A 20,539-nucleotide genomic window follows, 5' to 3' on the forward strand; every position below is an offset into this window, starting at 1 on the left:
AGTCAAAATCGCCATCAAGTTCCAAATCCACAGTATTGACCGCGGGCTTATCGTCTTCAGCGTCTAGCCAATCGCTCACCCCATCAATTGCCGACATTGACTCTTTAACACGGGCAATCGCTGCAACATCGCCTAAGCTTTGCAGACCAGTATAGGCTTCGATAAAACTTTCGCGGTCGCGGGTATCTAAATAAATATCAGCCAGTTTTACCTGTAGGTCGGCGTTATCTGGATCTTGGCTAATTGCGGTTTTTAATAAGCTCGCCGCTTGATCGTAGCGGCCATAGGCCACATAAATATCTGCCTCAGCGACGATATCGCCGGTTTGCGGCTGCACGGCTTCACTGTCATCGCTTTCGGCGGCAAATAAATCGATATCGCTTTCGAGTTCTTCTGCCACCTCAACCTTGGTTTCAATGCCAGCACCGTCAACATCAGCGCTTTCAACATCGATATCGTCAAAGTCAAAATCATTGGCACTGAAAGTTGGTTCCTGTTCATCATTCAGTTCAGTGGCATCGGTATTTCCAATATCGAAATCAAGCGCCTCTGGCTCGGCGGCAAACACATCGCCCTCGGTCGCAGCTCCTGCAGCCAGACTTGCTTCAAACGCAGCCAAATCAGCTTCTTCGTCACTGTGAGCTGTCTTTCTACGAATAATCAGTACCAGCAACGCCAGTACCGCCAAACCAAGACCAATGTATTTCACCAAACCATTACTAAACCACTCCTGAGCGGTGGCAGCCATGGTGTCGGGCGTTACAGCCGCTGATTCTGGCTTGATTTCAGCTATAGGCTCAGCAGCCGCTTCCACGGAGCTGTTGGCAATCTCAGCCACACCCTTATCGGCGGCCAAGTTCGTGTCTGCAACCATTGCCGAGTTAGCCTCAGACGAAGGCGCCTCGGATTCAGGCGACGTCGCAATACTGGCGTCGTCGCTCTGCACATTCATATCTGCGCTTTGGTTAGGCACAGGCACTGCGTCTACACCTGCTACGCCGCCCTGCAAGGCGGCCAACTGGCTATTCTTGAGGGTAATCAGACTTTGCAAGGTGCGGATTTGCTTTTCCATCTCCACAACGCGAGTTTGCATGGCCTCGTTTTCTAGCAAGGTCTTATCGAGATTTTCTTGCTCTTCACGCACTTTTTGGCGCAATGCCTCTACATCATTGCTTGCAGAGGCATCACTTCCCGCACTGCCAACAGAAAATTTAACGGCCTGATCTTGCGCTGCAACAGGACTGCGACCAGATTTATCGGTGGCATCAAGTTGCGGGGCACTGGCCGAAGCCATCGTGGTTTTAGTTTCAGCAGGCGCTTTTTTATCTGGCGCCGAGCGTTTAACTTTTTCGCCGCGCCACTCCCGAGCTTGCGCTCTAATTTCATTAACCGCTTGGCTCTGATTAATTTCTTGAACTTCTGCTTCACTGGGGATACGCAACACATAGCCCGACTTTATACGGTTAACATTGCCGCCGACAAAAGCCTTGGGGTTTTTCTTTAATAGTGCCAGCATCGTTTGCTGGGTTGTTACATAGGCGCTGGGCCTCAGTTTTTGGGAAATTTTCCACATGGTATCGTGATGCTGAACACGGTATTCAGTGGCGTCCTTCGATTTTGGCAACATTTGCTGTTGGGCAACATCGCGAACTTGCGGCGCTTCGCGACTCGCTATGCCAATACTTCCGCCCTGCTCTCGCTGACTAGGCTCTGCCAGCGGTGTGGGCTTTGTGACTTTGGACGCGCTAGCAACACTTACACTAGACGCTGAGGATGTGGGCGCAAACACCGGCAAATCGAGTAGAACCGTGTATTCACGATTCATCTTTCCGTTCGGCCAGCGCACCTCCACAATAAAATCGAGATAGGGTTCTTGAACTGCTTTTTCGGTAGTGACAATAATTCGGCCGCGGCCACCGCGCTGCAATTCAACATGAAATTGCAGCGCGCTGAGAAATTGGCTGCGCTCAACACCGGCATTTTCGAATGCGCTAGCATCAGCTAGCGCAATCCGAATTTGCTCAACGTCGAGTTCACCGACATCTCGCAGGGGAATTTCGGCTCGAAAAGGCTGATTCAAGGCCGACTCAAGGCTTAGCTCCCCTACGCCGAGCGCGCTCGCAATGCCGCTGTGCAAGGCACCCGTTACCAGTACCGCAGTTGCAAGCCTCTTACTAACCATATCGTCACCGTCTGTGTCTTAGCGCTCAGTTCTCAGCGGCTAAACTGAAATACTGCCTTCATATTAAGTAAATCTACCTACCGAATACCACTGAGTGTGAAGATCTTTACATCTCCAAATCACATGCGTAGATATTAGCTAGATGTTGATTTTAATCAAGATTTTAAGCAGTTCAATAATGTTAAACACCGCACCTTTACGGAGATTATCACCGACAACAGTACAACGAAAGGCCGTTTCATCACGTCTATCGTAATAAAGTTGGTCTACATCGATACAATCGCTGCCTTGCAAGCACACTGGTGAGGCTTGCTCAGCGTCTTCGTTTGGAAATAAACGAAAGCGCGCATCCTCACTTAAGCAGCCGCGCAGTGCAGACAAATCAGGCCGCTCCTCACACGCCACGCGCAACATAATAGTGTGGCCATAAAACACTGGCACCATCATCACATTAGCAATTACATCAACGTCGGCGCCCAATAGCCGCATAAGATTGTGCTCTAACTCGGCGGCAGCGCGATCGGCAGACTGGGGCAGTACATTAAAGGCAATCTGCTGACCCAGCGCCGTTGTATCAGGGGTTTGGCCGCCGAGCAGGCGCGCAGTCTCAGCCGCTAGCGCTTCGATACCATCGCGGCCCGCCACCGAAACCGCCTGGGCAACGCTAATATCAACACGTTTAATGCTGGCCGGTGCCAATTGCTGCAGCAGCGCAGCCACATGACTGCTGGCAGCATCTGCAATTGCGAATAGCTTACCCACCGCAACCTCAGCACCCTCGCAGAACATAGCCACATCATCGCGCTGCGCCAAGGTATCGGTGGCATCTAGCACCACAATACCAGCGTCGCAGGCGGCGTCCACCAAAGCGGCATCGCTGCCAACCTCGGGGAGAAAAATGGCCAAATCTAGGGCGCTAAAATCAGCTGTGTCTGGCGCTTTTACCGCGACCGGACGACCGCGAAACATCGCAGTTTCGCCCTCGGCATCCGCCGCAAACACGCTTGCAGTTTCGATGCCAAGCTCCAAGCCAGATAAGGCTTCTAACAGCGACTCACCTTCAAGGCCAGTGGCACCAAAAATCGCAATGCGCTTAAACGCCATTACTTGATATCTCCAAGCAAAATTCGCAGCATACGGCGCAGCGGCTCGGCAGCGCCCCACAGCAACTGATCGCCAACGGTAAAGGCCGACAAATACTGATCGCCCATGTTCAATTTACGCAAACGGCCAACGGGCACATGAAGCTTGCCGGTGACTGCGGTCGGCGTCAGTTTGGCAAGGGTTTCAGCGCGGTCATTAGGCACAACCTGCACCCAATCATTGGCGCTGGCCAAAATGCTTTCCACTTCGCTAATCGCAACGTTTTTATTGAGTTTAATGGTCAGGGCCTGGCTGTGGCAGCGCATGGCGCCGATACGCACGCAGTTCCCGTCAATGGCGATAGGCGACTGCTCGCGACCAAGAATTTTATTGGTCTCGGCTTGGCCCTTCCACTCTTCGCGGCTCTGGCCGTTTTCTAGCTGAGTATCAATCCACGGCAGTAAGCTGCCCGCCAAGGCGTGACCAAACTGTTCTTTAGGAAAAGCATCGCTGCGCATCATCTCGGCAACTTTACGGTCGATATCGAGAATATTGGAGCGCGGATCGGCCAACTCGTCGGCAACGCAGTCCCGTACAGTGCCCATCTGGTTAATCAATTCACGCATATTTTGTGCGCCGGCGCCGCTAGCCGCCTGATATGTTTGAGCGCTAACCCACTCCACCAAGCCTTCACGGAATAAGCCGCCAACAGCCATCAGCATTAAGCTCACGGTACAGTTGCCGCCGATAAAGTTTTTAACGCCGCGGCTCAAACCGTCTTTAATCACGTCGAGGTTAACGGGGTCGAGGGTGATAATAGCGTCGTCTTTCATGCGCAGTGAAGAGGCCGCATCAATCCAGTAGCCGTCCCAACCGCCCTCACGCAGCGCAGGGAATACGGCTTTAGTGTAATCGCCGCCCTGACAGGAAATGATAATATCCATTTGCCGCAATTCAGCCACGTCATTGGCGTCTTTTAAGGCCTCGATGTCACGGCCAATCGCAGGGCCCTGACCGCCGACGTTGGAGGTAGTGAAAAATACCGGTTCAATGCTGTCAAAGTCTTTTTCATCTAGCATCCGACCCATCAATACTGAGCCAACCATACCGCGCCAACCTACAAATCCTACTTTTTTCATAATGACTCCAAAACTGTTTTGCAATCGACGACACCGCCGACGCTAATCTCTACCCAGAAACAGACCGTGCGTTTTAAAGCGCAGCGATAACGGCATCGCCCATTTCTACGGTGTTCACAAGGGTGCTGCCCGGCGAGAAGATATCACCAGTACGCAGCCCCTTGTCCAGCACTTTGCTCACGGCGTCTTCAATCGCTTGCGCCGCATCCGGCTCTGCCAGCGAATAACGCAACATCATCGCCACCGACAAAATCGTCGCCAATGGGTTTGCTTTATTTTGTCCTGCAATATCTGGCGCCGAACCGTGACAGGGCTCGTACATGCCGCGACCATTCACATCCAGCGAGGCAGACGGCAGCATGCCAATTGAACCGGTGAGCATGGCGGCGGCGTCAGACAAAATATCACCAAACATATTACCAGTAACCACTACATCAAACTGCTTGGGTTCGCGAATCAACTGCATGGCGGCATTGTCGACATACATATGACTCAGCTCAACATCGGGGTAGTCCTTGGCCATGTCGTCCATCACTTCTCGCCACAGCATGGTTACTTCCAAAACATTAGCCTTATCGACGGAGCACAGGCGACCACCGCGCTTTTGCGCCGCTTCAAAGGCCACCTTACCAATGCGCCGAATCTGCGACTCGTTATACACATAGGTGTTATAGCCTTCGCGTTCGCCATTTTCTAAAACCCGAATACCACGAGGCTGACCAAAATAAATACCGCCGGTCAGCTCTCGTACGATCAATATATCCAAACCAGCAACCAGCTCGGGCTTCAGCGACGAGGCATCCGCCAACTGCGGATACAAAATCGCGGGGCGCAAATTGCCAAACAAATCCAAACGCCGACGAATTTCTAACAGCCCGGCTTTCTCTGGGCGATCTGCCGGTGGCAGCTTATCCCACTTAGGACCACCCACTGCACCCAGTAGAATTGCATCAGCGCGGGCGCACAGTTCAAAGGTCGCCTCGGGCAACGCACTACCGTGGGCATCAATAGCAGAACCGCCCACTAAGGCGTGCTCTAAATTTAAACCCAACTCAAAACGGGCATTGACGTTTTCTAAGACCTTAACGGCTTCTGCCATGATTTCATGGCCAATCCCGTCGCCAGGTAATACTGCAATTGTTCTTTGTGTAGACACCTTATACTCCTTTTAAAATAGCTTTTACTGTTGCTAAACCAATTTATTAAGCGATGTGCTCACGAAACAACCACGGCGACGTCGTCATCAACTTGCTCTCATAGGCGCGAATGTCATCGGCGTCTTGCAGCGTTAAACCAATGTCGTCCAAACCGTTAACAAGGCAGTGCTTGCGAAACTCATCCACCTCAAAGGGAATGGATTCGCCTGCTGGCGTAATTACCGTCTGCGCTGGCAAGTCTATTTTGAGCTTATAGCCTTCATCGGCATACATTGCAGCAAACAGCTCAGCCACTTTGGCTGCGGGCAAAACAATCGGCAAAATGCCGTTTTTAAAGCAGTTATTGAAGAAAATATCGGCAAAGCTCGGCGCAATCACGCAGCTAAAGCCGTAATCTTCTAATGCCCAGGGCGCGTGCTCGCGACTTGAGCCGCAACCAAAATTTTCCCGCGCCAACAAAATTTCGGCGCCTTGATAGCGCGGCTGATTCAGGGGGAAGCTTGGATTTAGCGGGCGCTGACTATTGTCGCGACCAGGCTGGCCTTCATCAAGATAACGCAGCTCATCAAACAGATTAGGACCAAAACCACTGCGCTTGATCGACTTTAAAAACTGCTTGGGAATAATCATATCGGTATCTACATTGGCGCGATCCATTGGCGCTACAATACCGTCTAACACTGTAAATGCTTTCATAGCCAATTCCTCAAATCCAGTCCCGAACATCAACAAAATGACCTGCTACTGCGGCGGCTGCCGCCATGGCGGGGCTCACCAAATGGGTGCGACCGCCAAAGCCCTGACGGCCTTCAAAATTGCGGTTGGAGGTCGAGGCGCAGTGCTCGCCAGCGCCGAGCTTATCGGCATTCATGGCAAGGCACATTGAGCAGCCTGGCTCGCGCCATAACAAACCCGCCTCGATAAAGATTTTATCTAAACCTTCTGCCTCGGCCTGCTTTTTCACCAGACCGGAACCAGGTACAACCAAGGCCTCTTTCACATTGGCAGCCACTTTTTTACCGCGCACAACAGCGGCTGCTTCGCGCAGATCTTCGATACGCGAATTGGTACAAGAACCAATAAATACACGATCTAGCTTAATATCGGTAATCGCCTGGCCCGCTTTTAAGCCCATATACTCCAGCGCCCGCTCGCAGCCGCTGCGCTTGGCAGGGTCAGTGTAATCGTTGGGGCTAGGTACAATGCCATTGATCGGCAACACCATTTCTGGGCTAGTACCCCAGGTTACTTGGGGCAGAATATCGGCGCCATTAAGCACGACCGTGGCATCAAATACAGCGTCATCATCGCTGTGCAGGGTGCGCCAGTACTTAACCGCTTCATCCCACTCTGCAGCGCTGGGCGCAAAGGGGCGACCGTTAACGTAGTCGAGGGTAATATCGTCTACCGCAACCATACCGACACGGGCGCCGCCTTCAATCGCCATATTACAGATAGTCATACGACCTTCCATAGACAGCTTGCGAATCACCTCGCCACCAAACTCAATTGCATAGCCAGTGCCACCCGCCGTACCGATTTTACCAATAATGGCCAGCACCACGTCTTTTGCGGTTACGCCGGGACCCAATTCACCGTCGACCCGCACCAGCATGTTTTTGCTTTTCTTTTGAATCAGGCACTGGGTGGCAAGGACGTGTTCTACCTCTGAGGTACCAATGCCGTGGGCCAATGCCCCTAGCGCGCCATGAGTAGCCGTGTGGGAATCGCCACACACCACGGTCATGCCTGGCAGAGTTGCGCCCTGCTCGGGACCAACCACGTGCACAATGCCTTGGCGCACGTCATTTATTGAAAATTCGGTGATGCCAAATTCGCTGCAATTCTCATCTAAGGTGCGCACTTGGATACGCGACACTTCGTCGGCAATGGCCTCTACCCCGCCGCTGCGCTCAACCGCTTCGGTGGGCACATTGTGGTCTGGCGTTGCCAAATTTGCCGTTACCCGCCACGGGCTACGCCCAGCTAAACGCAGGCCTTCAAACGCCTGTGGCGAGGTAACTTCGTGTACCAAATGACGGTCGATATACAGCAGCGCCGTGCCATCGTCGCGCTCTTTGACCAAGTGAGCCGCCCACAATTTGTCGTAAAGTGTTTGTCCTTTCTTATCCTGACCAGCCATATCCTGTCCCGCCGTACTGACTAAAAGAGTAATTTCAGAGCTGCAATATTACGCAGGCACATCAAATAACACAAATTCATATTTTTCATTATTTGCATTCCATACGGGAATGCAAATACAATTCGGCATGGATACCGAATCTCTCAAAGCCTTTCTCGCTGTAGCCGAGCAGCAGTCATTCTCGCTGGCCGCGGAGCAGCTGCACATTACCCAACCCGCCGTGAGCAAGCGCATTGCCGCGCTAGAGCGGCAATTAAGCTGCAAATTATTCGACCGCATTGGCCGCAACATCCATTTAACCGAGGCCGGTCGCGCGCTCATGCCCCAGAGTCGGCGCATACTGCAAGACATTAAGGAGGCGGTGCGCAGCATTCACGACCTGCGCGGCTCCGTTAGTGGCCGCCTGTCGATGGGCATAAGCCACCACATAGGCTTACACCGCCTGCCGCCAGTATTGCGCGAGTTCAGCCAGCGCTATCCCGAGGTAAAACTCGATATCGACTTTATGGATTCGGAACTCGCCCACCAGCGCATTTTGCATGGCGAGATGGATTTAGCGGTAATCACCCTGTCACCGAGCGACGACCAACAATTGCAGTCGATCCCGATATGGGAAGATCCGCTGTCTGTTACCGTGGCCAAGGATCACCCTCTGGCCAAGTTCAACACCGTGAGCGCCGACATGCTCAGCCAACACACCGCGCTACCGCCGGGCTTAAACACCTACACGGGGCAAATTATTAAGGACTTGTTCGACCAGCAAGGCCTGAGCATGAACATTGGCATGTCGACCAATTATTTGGAAACCATCAAGGTGATGGTCAGCATTGGCTTGGGTTGGAGTATTCTGCCCCTCACCCTACTCGACGACACCGTAGTGGCGCTGCAATGGCAGGGCCAGGCTTTGTCGCGCACTCTGGGCTGCGTACACCACCGCAGCCGCAGCTTATCGAATGCCGCCGACGCTTTCATTGAGCTACTGCTGGCAGAGCGCGCACCAAAATAAGGACTTATTCCGGCCGCAAGCGCGGCTTCAGGCTGAGTAATAGCTCCGCCATTTGCGCTGGGGTATCCGCGTCTTGGTAAATCCCTTTGTCGCCCACAGCGACTTCTTCAACAAATTTAGCCTGACTTGTTAATACCGACTTTGCGCCAACATCGCCACGCAACTCGCACAATTGCGGCCAGAAGTTGCGACCAAAACCAACTGGGTGGCCCCGCCGCCCCGCGCACACCGGCATCACAATATTGTTTGGCTTAAGGATTTTTGCGACTGCAAGCAGTGACTCTATACGCAACAGCGGCAAATCCACCGGCAGAACTAATACGCCCAGCGCCGACGACGTTAAACGTAAATGGGTAAGCCCATCGGCAATGCTATGGCCCATGCCCAAACTGGCATTGACCGATAAAATGCAGGGCGCATCGATACGATCAGAAACATCGTCACCCGCGTCAATGACCACCGAAACATCGAGACCCGCTTTGCGCGCCCGCCGCACCAAAGCGTTAACCAATACCCCGCCGTGGGGCAGCGGTGCAAAACGTTTATCTGCCTCGCCAAAGCGTCGGCTTTTTCCCGCCGCCAGAATCAGTATGGGCAAACTCATTAGCTTATTGGTGCCTCGAGGTCAGCCCGCCTCTTCAGCGCCCGCAATTGCGTTAACTCGGCCATAATCGCCAAGGCGATTTCCATGGCAGATTTACTGCCAATTGGCAGCCCAACAGGAGCATGTAATTGCTGCAATTGCTGATCACTAATATCTAAAGCCTTTAAACGTACACGGCGTTTATCGGATGTGCGCTGCGAGCCTAAGGCGCCCACATAAAACAAGCGCTGGGTTAGCGCCTGCATCAGCGCCATATCGTCGATGCGCGGGTCGTGAGTTAAGGTCACGACAGCCGTAAAACTGTCGCCATGCTGACTAACCGCATCGTCGGGCATATCGGCCAATAACTCTGCACCGCTAACCGACCACTGACTGCGACGATCTTCACGTGGATCGCAGACCATAACGCGGTAATCCATCGCCAAGGCAATTTCCGCAATGCAACGAGCTAATTCATTCGCGCCGATTAGCAATAACTGAAACCGCGGACCAAAATCTTGCTGCAGGCTATTGCTATCAATTTGCAATGCTTGGCAACTATTTATCGTCATTAGCTGCCAGTCACCCGTCATTAAAGTCACCACACGACGAATGGGCTGCCGTGCAGCCAAGGCATTATTTAATTCCGCAAGCTGCTCGCAGCGAATTTTATCGGGCGACAAGGGCTCCAATAAAATATGCATGCGCCCACCGCAGGGCAAACCAAAACGCTCGTTTTCTTCGGGGCTCACGCCGTATTCCAATAGCTCTGGCCCTGCGCTGGCCAACTCGCCGGCTTGTAATTTGGCGAGTAACTCATCTTCTATGCAACCACCAGAAAGCGAGCCATGCACATTACCATCCACGTCTAAGGCCATCATTGATCCCAGCGGCCGAGGGGAAGCACCGAAGGTTTTAACCACGGTACACAACCAGCCAGACTCACCTCGTTGCAAGAATGCTGATGCCGCCGCAAGTACTAATTGATCTATTGTTTTCACTAAGTAAAACCTGTTTGTAAAGGCAAAAAAAACGCCGCTTGCGCGGCGTTATATTCTTTCATCCCTTAGGACAAAATCAATACCAGCGGTAAGTCGCTTGCAAAGCTATAGTACGCGGTGCGTCGATAAAGCCGTAATGGCCTATCGAGCCAAAAGTACTATAGGACAACGGCGTGTCATTTGAATAAGAAATGGTCGTTTCATCGGTCACATTCTTAACCAATATCGCCGCATCCCATCCTGCAGTAACATCAGCCAAAGAGAAACGTAAATTCGATTTTACGTAGGCGTCCTGCTCCTGACTAGGATCTAAATTCTGTGAAGAATTATAGGCGCCAGTGAAAACAAAGTCTGCACCGCCACGGAACTCAATATCCTTCGACACCATTGTGGTATAAACAAAGGTTAAGTTTCCAGAGTAATCGGCGACATACTGATTCGTTTGCCCCTTGTAATTACAGTAGCCCCTATCCTCCTCCATGCTGTCTGCAACTTGTCCCTGATAGCATTGACCATTTTTGAAGTCGGTAAATTCAAAGTCTAGAAACGCTAGCGCCCCCGTCATCATTAAGTTTTCAGTTAGCGCCATACGGCCGTCGAGCTCAAGCCCCATAGTCGTTGCAGCACCCGCATTGCCAACGTTGAAACCCAAAGTGCCGTCAAAGATACTCACCTGAAGATCGTCATACTGAGTGTAAAACGCAGCAACATTCAGCTCTGCAGCACCGTCAAGTAAGGTGGTTTTGGCACCGGCCTCAAAGCTGGTCGCCTGCTCATCGTCATACTCAAAACTACCCTTGATGACCAAGGTTTCACCGCCGGTGTTTTGAAGAGGGCGAATTACATTAAGCTCTGGCGATGCATTTGAACGCGCATCGAAACCACCAGACTTGTAACCGACACTCGCGGTGGCATAGAGCATTACGTCGTCGCTCCAGTCATGTTGTATATTCAACGAGGGCGCCAAGTTACCACCAGAACGTTCACCACTTAGATCATGACGCTCGGCTGAGAAGTTCTTTGCTACAACCGTATCAACTTCACCTTCGGCACGAATTTCACCCGTGGTGATATCCGTAAAATTGAGCGAACGCGAACCATCTTTTTCTTCATAGGAATAGCGCAGACCCAAGGTTGCACGGGTCAAATCAGTCATATTCCAAGTCGCTTGAATAAAGCCGGACAAAAGTTTGGTGTCTGAGGTGAAGTTACGCGGTGTACCTAAGTTTCTAATTTCATCGCCCGCATCACCAATACCACCGGCAGGTAAATTGACATTGATTAAACTTAGATCCGGGCCACCAAGAACGTCAAATGGCGGCCGTTCGCCTCGGGCGCCGCCTTCTAGCACATCGGCGCCATTTAACAATTTGGGCAAAATATCGCTTTCAACACGAATACTGTCGAAGAAATCCAAGGAACTCTGCTGGTAAAAAGCACCGGCTATAAATTCAAAGTTTTCGCCCACTGGTGATACCCAGCGAATTTCTTGGCTAAATTGCGAGTATTCTTCTTCGGCAGCAACGCTAAACACCGACGCACCGGTAAAGTCACAATCGCACAATTCTGCCGTTTCATAACCCAGAATACCGGTGATGAAGGTAAAGGTGTGTTCGCCCCAAGCGTAATCAACATTTAACGTCACATTATGGGTGTCGTTGTAGCTAAAATCGCCGTTTGAAGAGCGCTTGTAGTCTTGATAGTTATTGAGCACTGATGAGTCTGCGTCAACCGTACCTAAAAGCCCGCCTGGGCCGATTTCGAAGTTATCTAGGATCTGAGCGTAGGTCTTGCCGTCAAAGGTTGAATCTGTAGACGGATTATCGTTGATGATCTCAATCTGGCGACCATTTACGTCAAACTGGCCAACTTCCAGCTTCAGCGCAGCGGTCAAATTTGCGGTCGCGTCCCACTCAAAAATAGCGCGAATGGTTTGCTCGTCGCGCTCGGGCTCATCCCGGTTTAGCGTGAGATTTTCCATGTAACCGTCGGTAAGACGCTTTCGAACTGCCAAACGCGCACCCACAGAGTCAGTCAGTGAGCCAGAAAGCACCAAGTCTAGCACTTGCTCATTAGTCTCAACCTCGTAAGTGCCCGAAACCATTCCCTCAAATTCTTGGCTGGGACGCGCTGAAATTAAGCTTAATGCCCCTGCAATACTGTTTTTACCAAATAGAATATTTTGTGGTCCGCGCAGTACTTCAACCCGCGCCAAATCCAAGAAAGGCGCTCGACTCAATTGCGCACGCCCATAACTCACACCATCGAAATACATACCAACAGACTGTTCAAAGCCTGGGTTGATACCAGAACCGATACCGCGAATATAAATATTGGTACCAATGCCAGTTTCCGACATGGTCAAGTTGGGGACATAGGCTTGTAGATCTTCTACTTTGCCGATCCCCGCCTCCATCATTTTCTCACCCGACACCGCATTAACCGATACCGGAACATCTTGTAGGCTTTCGGCGCGCAAAGTGGCCGTAACGATTACCTCTTCGAGCACTCCTGCCGCCTGAGTTTGCGCAGAGCACAAGACGACAGCGGCCGCCAAGGCAGATAAACGGAAGTCAAAAATGGTGTTTTTCAAGGTCATAAGACCTCCAGATGCAGTGGGTTTTTTTTATATGTCGCCGCCTGATATTCGACCAAGCAAGCTACCTTCTTTTCAAAGTAGTCGACATTATACGATTATGCCAAAATGTTTGCATTGAAAACATATCGCATTTTGGCATTTGGTTCAATCAATTAGAATTTTTAATCCATATAGCGACCATAAACACGAAAAATAATCACCTCACTCGCCTATTCAAACTAGACATCGAAGGCATGGAGCCAAATAAAGGGTATCCACAAAAGGGGCAAAAAAAATGCCGCATGTGCGGCATAAAAACGGTGAGATGTTGTAGCTAGCACTAAGCGCTAGCTACATTGCCGATTACCAGCGATAGCTCGCTTGAACAGCCACGCTGCGGGGACGCTCAATAAATGCATAATGACCAATGCTACCAAAACTACTATTGGCTAAGGGCACATCATTCGAGTAAGAGATGACGTTTTCATCCGTCAGGTTTTTACCCACCAAGGCTAGCTCCCAACCCGATTTTACATCTGCAATCGCCAAGCGCGCATTCACCTTCACATAGGCATCTTGCTCTTGGCTAGGGTCCAAGTTCTGCGAGGAGTTATAGCTGTCTGTAAAGACAAAATCGGTGCCAGCCCTTAACTCCATAGCATCACCAAATTCACGGGTATACGTGAAGGTCACATTACCTGAGTAGTCAGCTACGTACTGGTTGCTTTTACCAGTGTAGTCGCAATAGATACCGTTATCCGGCGTCTGCCCTTGGTAGCACTGACCGTTTTTAAAATCAGTAAATTCAAAGTCGAGGAATGCTAGCGCTGCACCCATCATCAAGCGGTCGGTAAGTGCAAAGCGGCCATCAAGCTCGATACCCTTGATCTCTGCTGCACCGGCGTTGCCCACATTAAAGCCCAAAGTACCATCAAAAATACTTACCTGAAGATCGTCGTACTTAGTGAAAAAGCCGGCAATATTTAATTCGCCGCGACCATCCATAAAGCTGGTCTTAGCACCAACTTCAAAGCTAGTTGCCTTTTCCTCATCGTATTCAAAGGAACCATCGAGCGTGCCACCTGGCGAGGCATTGGAGCGCGCATCAAAACCGCCTGATTTATGCCCAATACTCAAGGTTGCATAGGCCATCACATCATCATTAACGTCATATTGAACATTTAAAGACGGCGCTAGATTGCCCCCACTTTGCTTACCTTTGAGATCGTGACGTTCAACCTTAAACACGCTGGCGAGCACAGAATCGACCGTACCCACAGCACGCTCATTGCCGCTCAAGTCGGCAACGGTCAGACTTCTGCTACCCTCTTTGTCTTCGTAAGAATATCGAAGACCGAGAGTGGCTCTCAAGCGATCCGAGGCATTCCACGTAGTTTGCCAAAACACCGACCACAACTCTGCGTCGCTGGTAAAATAACGAGGTGTCGTGGTATTTGAAATTGCCGCCATCGACGCCCCCGCCGCGCCAGAAGAGGTCGGCTCGCCAGCTGCCCCCCCATAAAGATCGTAAACTTTTGAATACACAGCCTTAGGAATAATATCGCTGTCAATCACTATCGCATCGTAGAAATCTAGCTCACTTTTTTGATAATACATACCGCCGATATGCTCAAAGGTGCCGCCAGCGGCAGAAACCCAACGAATTTCCTGACTGTATTGATCGTAGTCTTCTTCAAACGGCACGCTAAATACTGGCGCGCCAGTAAAATCACAATCGCAAAGTTCAGCAAACTCGTAATGCAATAAGCCTGTAATAAAGGTAAGCGTACTCTCACCCAAGGCGTAATCCACATTTAAGGTTAGGTTTTTAGTGCGGTTATTACTGTAATCGCCGTTCGAAGAACGCTTGTAATCCTGCTTGGTATTTAATACCGACGAATCCGCACCAAAGGACGCGTTCAATGCCTGCCCGTACGTCGCCCCACCAAGTAGCGCAGAGGGCTGATCGTTTACAATTTCCACTTGACGACCCAGAACGTCAAATTTACCCAGTTCAAATTTAAGCATCGCGGTTAAATTTTCGGTGGCGTCCCAATCAAGAATCGCTCGAATAGTCCCTTCATCTCGCTGCGGTTCATCACGATTCAAAGTCAGGTTTTCAATATAGCCGTCCATCTCGCGCTTGCGCAGCGCTAATCGACCGCCAAGGGTGTCGGTGATCGGGCCAGACACCATAAAATCGACAACTTTTTCGCCGTGATCGGGCTCATACAAACCGGAAATCATGCCCTCATTTTCTTGCCCAGGGCGGGCAGATATCAAACTCAAAGCACCGGCGATACTGTTTTTGCCGTAAAGAATATTTTGCGGACCGCGCAACACCTCAACCCGCGCTAAATCAAGAAACGGCGCGCGGGTAAGCTGACCACGGCCATAGGAGATACCATCAAAATACATACCTACCGACTGTTCAAAGCCTGGGTTAATACCCGAGCCAATACCACGGATATAAATATTGGTGCCGATACCTGTTTCTGACATGGATAAATTAGGTACATAGGCTTGTAAGTCTTCAATCTTATCAATGCCCGCCTCGGCCATTTTTTCGCCAGACACGGCATTTACTGAAACCGGCACGTCTTGCAGGCTTTCAGTACGCAGGGTCGCGGTAACTAGGACTTCCTCCAAAGCGGGTGCAGCCATCGCCGCGGTGTTTGCACACAAACCCACAGCCATTGCCAAGGGCATAAAATGACGGTTTGATTTGGAATGATTTCTCATCAAAGACTCTCCCAAAGAGATTTATTTTAATAATTTCAGCTCAAATAGCATCGCATTAATAGCGAGCACATTGGGGCTAATACACAGTCTAGTCTGGAATCTGAGAATGTAAAATGTGAATAACCCCTATAACCCCCCATGAATGGCACAAGACATGCTACGAATAGTAGGTCGTTTTAGATCAAGCAGATAATTAGTGAGTTGTCTTAGAAAATTCCGAGTTCGAGGCCCGCAGCAAAACCGGCGCCGAGCTCTTCAGCTTGCTCAAATGCCCTAGGTCCAGGCTCGCCGCAACAGATAACGGGCTCGCTAACACAGCGCCAAGCGTAGCCCTTGGCAATTTTTTCAAATTGGCGCAGGGCATTGCTCCCATCATTACCCGTACACATAAATACGCCATAGGGACGGTGAAGCTCGCGGGCAATTACGGGGTAAAACGTGCGATCATAAAAATCTTTCATGCCCCCCGCTAAGCTGCCAAAATTTTCGGGCATAAAAAATAAAATACCATCACACCACATTATGTCGCGGGTGCCCGCCTCCGCCGCACGCAGCAAGCGCAGCTGCACACTTGGCTCGGCTGCGAGCGCAGCGGCTTGGGCCGCATAAGCTAGACGCTCGTTTCTACCCGACTGGCTGTGGTATACAATTAATAAATGTTTTGATTCAGAATCCGACACAAAGCACACTCGCTAGCCCAAACAAGGGCAATGAAAACACAGCCGCCGTCAATTTACACCTAGACATAAGCAAAGCCACGGAAGCGATACCATGAAATATTTACACACTATGGTTCGGGTAAAAGACCTCCCGCAATCCATGCACTTTTACTGCGATTTACTGGGGCTAAAAGAAATTCGCCGCTACGAAAGCGAAAAAGGTCGATTTAGCCTCATTTATTTGGCCGCAGCCCAAGACGTCGAAACTGCGCAGAGCGCTGAGGCGCCAATGATTGAATTAACCTACAACTGGGATCCAGAAGAGTACGACGGTGGCCGCAACTTTGGCCATCTCGCGTTTTTAGTTGACGATATTTACGCCAGTTGCCAAACCCTGCAAGACGGCGGCGTGTGCATAAACCGGCCGCCCCGCGACGGCCACATGGCTTTTGTGCGTTCTCCCGACAATATATCTATTGAATTATTACAACGCGGCGAGGCGCTCGCCCCGCAAGAACCTTGGCTCTCAATGCCAAATACCGGCGAGTGGTAAAACCAATTAAAGGAAAATGACGCACTAGGGATTAAAAAATCCCGAAGAACCAGCCCCCGCTTTTCAAATCCTTTTCGCAGCGGGCGAGCTGGGCAGTGTAAGTTTGGGCGCGGGACGTCACTTTGCCAGCCACCCGCTTCAACCACGGTTTATTATTGAAGCTGCGTTTTTTGAAGCCACCATGACCTTCATGATATGCCATATACAAGCTATAACTGTCGTTTGGATTAATACCGACCATTTTATTACTGACATTGTTATACCAGCCAATAAAGTCGATGGCATCGCTAAAATCGTCGCGATCCGCGCCCCAATTCCCAGATTTATCCACATACCACGCCCAAGTTGAATCCTTGGCTTGGGCGTAGCCGTAGGCGTCAGACATACGGCCAGCAGGAATAAAACCCAGCCAGTATTTCTTGGGCGGCTTGGCTTTGGCAACAAAGCCCGATTCCTGGTACATGATCGACATCATGATAGGAATCGGTGAATTCCACTTTTTAGACGCCGATTTTGCATCGCCATACCAATCGTCTTTTTCGCGAAAAATAGCGCAAATATCACCGGGATTACGCGGTGGCGAAGTACTGCATGCGGTCACCGACAACAGCAGTAATGCCACTAAAATAGCCTTCATTACTGCTCACCATTATCAGCAAACACTTGCAGCAATTGCTGTTCATCAATTACCTTCACACCCAGCGCTTCAGCCTTAGCGAGCTTGGAGCCCGCGCTAGTGCCCGCAGCAACGCAATCGGTTTTAGCCGAAACACTGCCCGCAACCTTGGCACCCAAGGCTTGCAATTTTTCCTTGGCCTCACCTCGCGTCATCGACTCAAGATTGCCGGTCAGCACCCAAGTTTGCCCCGCCAAAGGCTGAGCGCCGCCCTCGCGCCGCGCCGCCGGCCAATTCACACCGCGCTCCTGCAACAGCGCGATTACCTCGCGATTATAGTCGCTGGCAAGAAATGCATGGAGGTGACTGGCGACAATTGGGCCAACATCGGCCACCGCAATTAAGTCTTCTTCACTCGCTGCCATCAAGGCTGGCAACTCACCAAAGTGATTTGCCAAATTAAGCGCGGTGGCCTCTCCCACTTCGCGAATACCTAAGGAATACAAAAAGCGTGGCAGCGTTGTTGCGCGCGCTTTAAGCAGTGCGGCGAGTAAATTCTCTGCGGATTTTTGGCCCATGCGCTCTAGGCCCGCTAACTGCTCGGCCGTTAATACGAATAAATCAGCTACCGTTTCCACGATGCCGGCATCGACCAATTGTTCAACGAGCTTGTCGCCCAAGCCTTCGATATCCATGGCTTTACGGCTGGCAAAATGTTTTATAGCCTCTTTGCGCTGCGCGCCACACACCAAACCGCCACTGCAGCGCAGCACCGCCTCGCCAGGCGCACGTTCCAAGGCACTCGCGCACACGGGGCAAAGGTCCGGCGCAATAATAGCCCGCGCAGTCGCTGGACGACGCTCCACCACCACTTGCACAATTTGGGGAATTACGTCACCGGCGCGACGCACCACCACGTGGTCGCCAATCATTACCCCTAAACGAGCGACCTCATCAAAATTATGCAGCGAGGCATTGCTCACCGTAACGCCACCAACAAAAACCGGTTCCAGCTTAGCGACTGGCGTCACCGCGCCGGTACGGCCAACTTGAAACTCCACATCGCGCAGTTGCGTAATTTCTTCTTGAGCTGGAAATTTATGAGCAATCGCCCAGCGCGGCGCTCTCGACACAAAGCCCAAATGTTCTTGCAGGGCGAGTGAGTCGACTTTAAAAACAATACCGTCAATATCGTAGGCTAGGCCATCACGCCGCGCTAAAAGGTCTTGATAATAGGCAACACAGCCTTGTATCGAATCCACCACCCGCAATTCTGGACTAACTAAAAACCCCCAGTCGCGCAGCGTTGCAAGCCCTTCACTATGGCTGTGAAACCAAGCTTCACCGTCACCGAGGGCAATGCCGTAGCAACTCATTTCCAGCGGACGAGTAGCAGTAATACGGCTATCTAACTGGCGTAAACTTCCCGCCGCGGCATTGCGCGGATTAACAAACACCTTGCCATCACTGCTGCGGGCCGCGTCGTTGATTCGTGCAAAACCCGCGCGAGGCATATAAATTTCACCCCGCACTTCCAATTCTTCAGGCCAGCCAGTTCCGCGTAATTTAAGCGGGATTGACGCGATGGTTTTGACATTTTGAGTAATATCCTCACCCACTCGACCATCACCGCGAGTTGCGCCCCTAACTAACACCCCATCAACATAAAGCAAGCTCACTGCGATGCCGTCTAATTTAGGTTCACAGGCATAGCTGAGTTCGGCGCTATCTTTTAAGCGGGTTTTAATACGCTGATCGAAGTCGAGCAATTCCGCCTCAGAAAACACATTATCCAAAGACAGCATGGGCGTTTCGTGGCGAACCTGACTAAACGCCGCCAGTGGTTCAGCACCAACCCGCTGACTTGGCGAGTCGGCGCTTTGCCATTCAGGATGGGCTGCTTCTATTTCTTGCAGCTCCCGAAATAAGCGATCGTACTCCGCGTCTGGGATAGTGGATTCGTTGAGAACGTAATAGTGGTAGCTATAACTATGAAGTTGTTCGCGAAGCGCATTTAAGCGCTCGCGCAGGGAGGGTTCAGCCATTCAAGACGCCGTTGTTATAGTGGATTGTATACAGCGCCCGCCGGCCCTTACATCAAGGTTAGTTGGCGGCGCTCAAAATCACGGATTCGCTGTTTATAGTGCTCTAGTGTTTGCTTGGTCGCGACACTGTGGGTTTGATCACGCAGCTCGCCTTCTAAATTATTTACCAAACAACGCGCAGTTTCGGCCATGGCTTCATAGGCCTTCATGCTGTCTTTGGGGCCAGGCAGATGCATAAAGAAAACCACACCTGGAGTGGTGAATTCATCAATCTCATCTAGATCAAAATTGCCAGGCTCAACCAAATTAGCCACACTGAATTGAATTTCACCGGTGCCGTCGGCATTTTCGTAACGATGAAAAATATTCATCTTGCCGTAGCGAACATCGCAGGCCATTAAAATTTGTAATAAATCATTGCCCTTAAAAGGCTTTTCGGCAGGCGACATTACATTGAGCACTATCAATTCCTGATGCGCGGCTGGCGTTGCTTGTGCAGACTTTAAGGACTTAGCATCCCCCTCCGCTCGACGACTGCCGCTGCTGCTGCTGCTCTTAGATGTTGACGTCGTTTCGCTTACGCTAGAAGAGCTAGGCAGAATTTCGTCATGGCCATCGAGTTCGCCTTCCCAGCCAGCGGCAACATTATGTAGCTCTTCGCGGTCTGACGCAGGCTTAGCGGAATACTCTTCGGCTGGATCGCGAAATAGTATATCGTCGTCTGCGTCGTCTAACTCATCAAGCTTAGCAACCGGCTTGCGCGCCGCCGCCAAACTACTCGGTGCGCGCTTAACATGCAGGCTCGGCGAGACTTGCTCACGCACAGCAATAACCCGCGCCGAGCCACCTGGCAACTCTGGGTTAACAAGATCGTCGTCTACTTCACGACGGTTTTTAGGTGTTAAACGGATGGTATCACTACGGTCTTTGTGCATCCGCCGATAGCCATCGAGCAACACTGCCAGTGCTAGCAGCGCGCCAATTATAATTAACCAATCTCTGACACTGAGGTCCATTACCTAGCCCTTTTTGGCCTTTACGACCGAATCCCC

The 20,539-nt window shown here is 51.2% G+C and carries 16 protein-coding genes; 2 read left to right on the top strand and 14 right to left on the bottom strand.

The features are described from left to right. From P1U47_RS13445 to leuC, 6 genes are all read right to left on the bottom strand, one after another. On the bottom strand, positions 1-2,182 hold a 2,182-nt coding region (locus tag P1U47_RS13445), incomplete at its 3' end, for a FimV/HubP family polar landmark protein (RefSeq protein WP_301029577.1). A gap of 138 nt (positions 2,183-2,320) precedes the next feature. Then, positions 2,321-3,286, bottom strand: coding sequence for an Asd/ArgC dimerization domain-containing protein (locus tag P1U47_RS13450; RefSeq protein ID WP_301029579.1), 966 nt, complete (start codon positions 3,284-3,286; stop codon positions 2,321-2,323). Next, positions 3,286-4,404, bottom strand: a complete 1,119-nt coding sequence (asd, locus tag P1U47_RS13455) for an aspartate-semialdehyde dehydrogenase (RefSeq protein ID WP_301029580.1) — start codon at positions 4,402-4,404, stop codon at positions 3,286-3,288. The genes P1U47_RS13450 and asd overlap by 1 nt, the downstream gene beginning before the upstream one ends. A 73-nt stretch (positions 4,405-4,477) precedes the next feature. Next, the gene (leuB, locus tag P1U47_RS13460; protein WP_301029582.1) at positions 4,478-5,560 is read right to left on the bottom strand and encodes a 3-isopropylmalate dehydrogenase; all 1,083 of its coding nucleotides are present in this window, start codon (positions 5,558-5,560) and stop codon (positions 4,478-4,480) included. Positions 5,561-5,606: 46 nt separating this feature from the next. Next, on the bottom strand, positions 5,607-6,257 hold the full coding sequence (leuD, locus tag P1U47_RS13465) for a 3-isopropylmalate dehydratase small subunit (RefSeq protein WP_301029584.1): 651 nt from the start codon (positions 6,255-6,257) through the stop codon (positions 5,607-5,609). A 10-nt stretch (positions 6,258-6,267) separates the two neighbouring features. Beyond that, a complete protein-coding gene (gene leuC, locus P1U47_RS13470; RefSeq protein WP_301029585.1) occupies positions 6,268-7,704 on the bottom strand; it encodes a 3-isopropylmalate dehydratase large subunit in 1,437 nt (478 codons plus the stop codon). 127 nt (positions 7,705-7,831) lie between these two features. On the opposite strand from leuC, the gene P1U47_RS13475 reads away from it, so the two are divergent. Then, the gene (locus tag P1U47_RS13475; protein ID WP_301029587.1) at positions 7,832-8,710 is read left to right on the top strand and encodes a LysR family transcriptional regulator; all 879 of its coding nucleotides are present in this window, start codon (positions 7,832-7,834) and stop codon (positions 8,708-8,710) included. Between the two features lie 4 nt (positions 8,711-8,714). On the opposite strand, the gene P1U47_RS13480 is transcribed toward P1U47_RS13475, so the two are convergent. From P1U47_RS13480 to P1U47_RS13500, 5 genes are all read right to left on the bottom strand, one after another. Then, positions 8,715-9,314 carry an NTP transferase domain-containing protein gene (locus P1U47_RS13480; RefSeq protein WP_301029588.1) on the bottom strand — a complete coding sequence of 200 codons (600 nt, stop codon included), beginning with the start codon at positions 9,312-9,314 and terminating at the stop codon, positions 8,715-8,717. After that, on the bottom strand, positions 9,314-10,294 hold the full coding sequence (locus P1U47_RS13485; protein WP_301029589.1) for an XdhC family protein: 981 nt from the start codon (positions 10,292-10,294) through the stop codon (positions 9,314-9,316). Before P1U47_RS13485 ends, P1U47_RS13480 begins: the two co-directional genes overlap by 1 nt. 76 nt (positions 10,295-10,370) lie before the next feature. Further along, positions 10,371-12,893 carry a TonB-dependent receptor gene (locus P1U47_RS13490; RefSeq protein WP_301029590.1) on the bottom strand — a complete coding sequence of 841 codons (2,523 nt, stop codon included), beginning with the start codon at positions 12,891-12,893 and terminating at the stop codon, positions 10,371-10,373. A gap of 342 nt (positions 12,894-13,235) precedes the next feature. Next, entirely contained in the window at positions 13,236-15,614 is a 2,379-nt protein-coding gene (locus P1U47_RS13495; RefSeq protein WP_301029592.1) for a TonB-dependent receptor, read from the bottom strand. 206 nt (positions 15,615-15,820) lie between these two features. Beyond that, the gene (locus P1U47_RS13500; RefSeq protein ID WP_301029594.1) at positions 15,821-16,294 is read right to left on the bottom strand and encodes an NAD(P)H-dependent oxidoreductase; all 474 of its coding nucleotides are present in this window, start codon (positions 16,292-16,294) and stop codon (positions 15,821-15,823) included. A gap of 91 nt (positions 16,295-16,385) precedes the next feature. Here P1U47_RS13500 and P1U47_RS13505 point away from each other — a divergent pair, with 91 nt between their 5' ends. After that, positions 16,386-16,826, top strand: a complete 441-nt coding sequence (locus P1U47_RS13505) for a VOC family protein (RefSeq protein WP_301029595.1) — start codon at positions 16,386-16,388, stop codon at positions 16,824-16,826. 31 nt (positions 16,827-16,857) lie between these two features. On the opposite strand, the gene P1U47_RS13510 is transcribed toward P1U47_RS13505, so the two are convergent. From P1U47_RS13510 to zipA, 3 genes are read right to left on the bottom strand one after another with little or no spacing between them, the layout of a single operon-like run. Then, positions 16,858-17,463, bottom strand: coding sequence for a transglycosylase SLT domain-containing protein (locus tag P1U47_RS13510; RefSeq protein WP_301029597.1), 606 nt, complete (start codon positions 17,461-17,463; stop codon positions 16,858-16,860). Next, the gene (gene ligA / locus P1U47_RS13515) at positions 17,463-19,487 is read right to left on the bottom strand and encodes an NAD-dependent DNA ligase LigA (protein WP_301029599.1); all 2,025 of its coding nucleotides are present in this window, start codon (positions 19,485-19,487) and stop codon (positions 17,463-17,465) included. The genes P1U47_RS13510 and ligA overlap by 1 nt, the downstream gene beginning before the upstream one ends. A gap of 47 nt (positions 19,488-19,534) precedes the next feature. Continuing rightward, the gene (zipA, locus tag P1U47_RS13520; protein WP_301029601.1) at positions 19,535-20,503 is read right to left on the bottom strand and encodes a cell division protein ZipA; all 969 of its coding nucleotides are present in this window, start codon (positions 20,501-20,503) and stop codon (positions 19,535-19,537) included. Positions 20,504-20,539 lie beyond the last annotated feature (36 nt).

The organism is Zhongshania sp., assembly GCF_029212375.1.
Taxonomy (GTDB): Bacteria; Pseudomonadota; Gammaproteobacteria; order Pseudomonadales; family Spongiibacteraceae; genus Spongiibacter.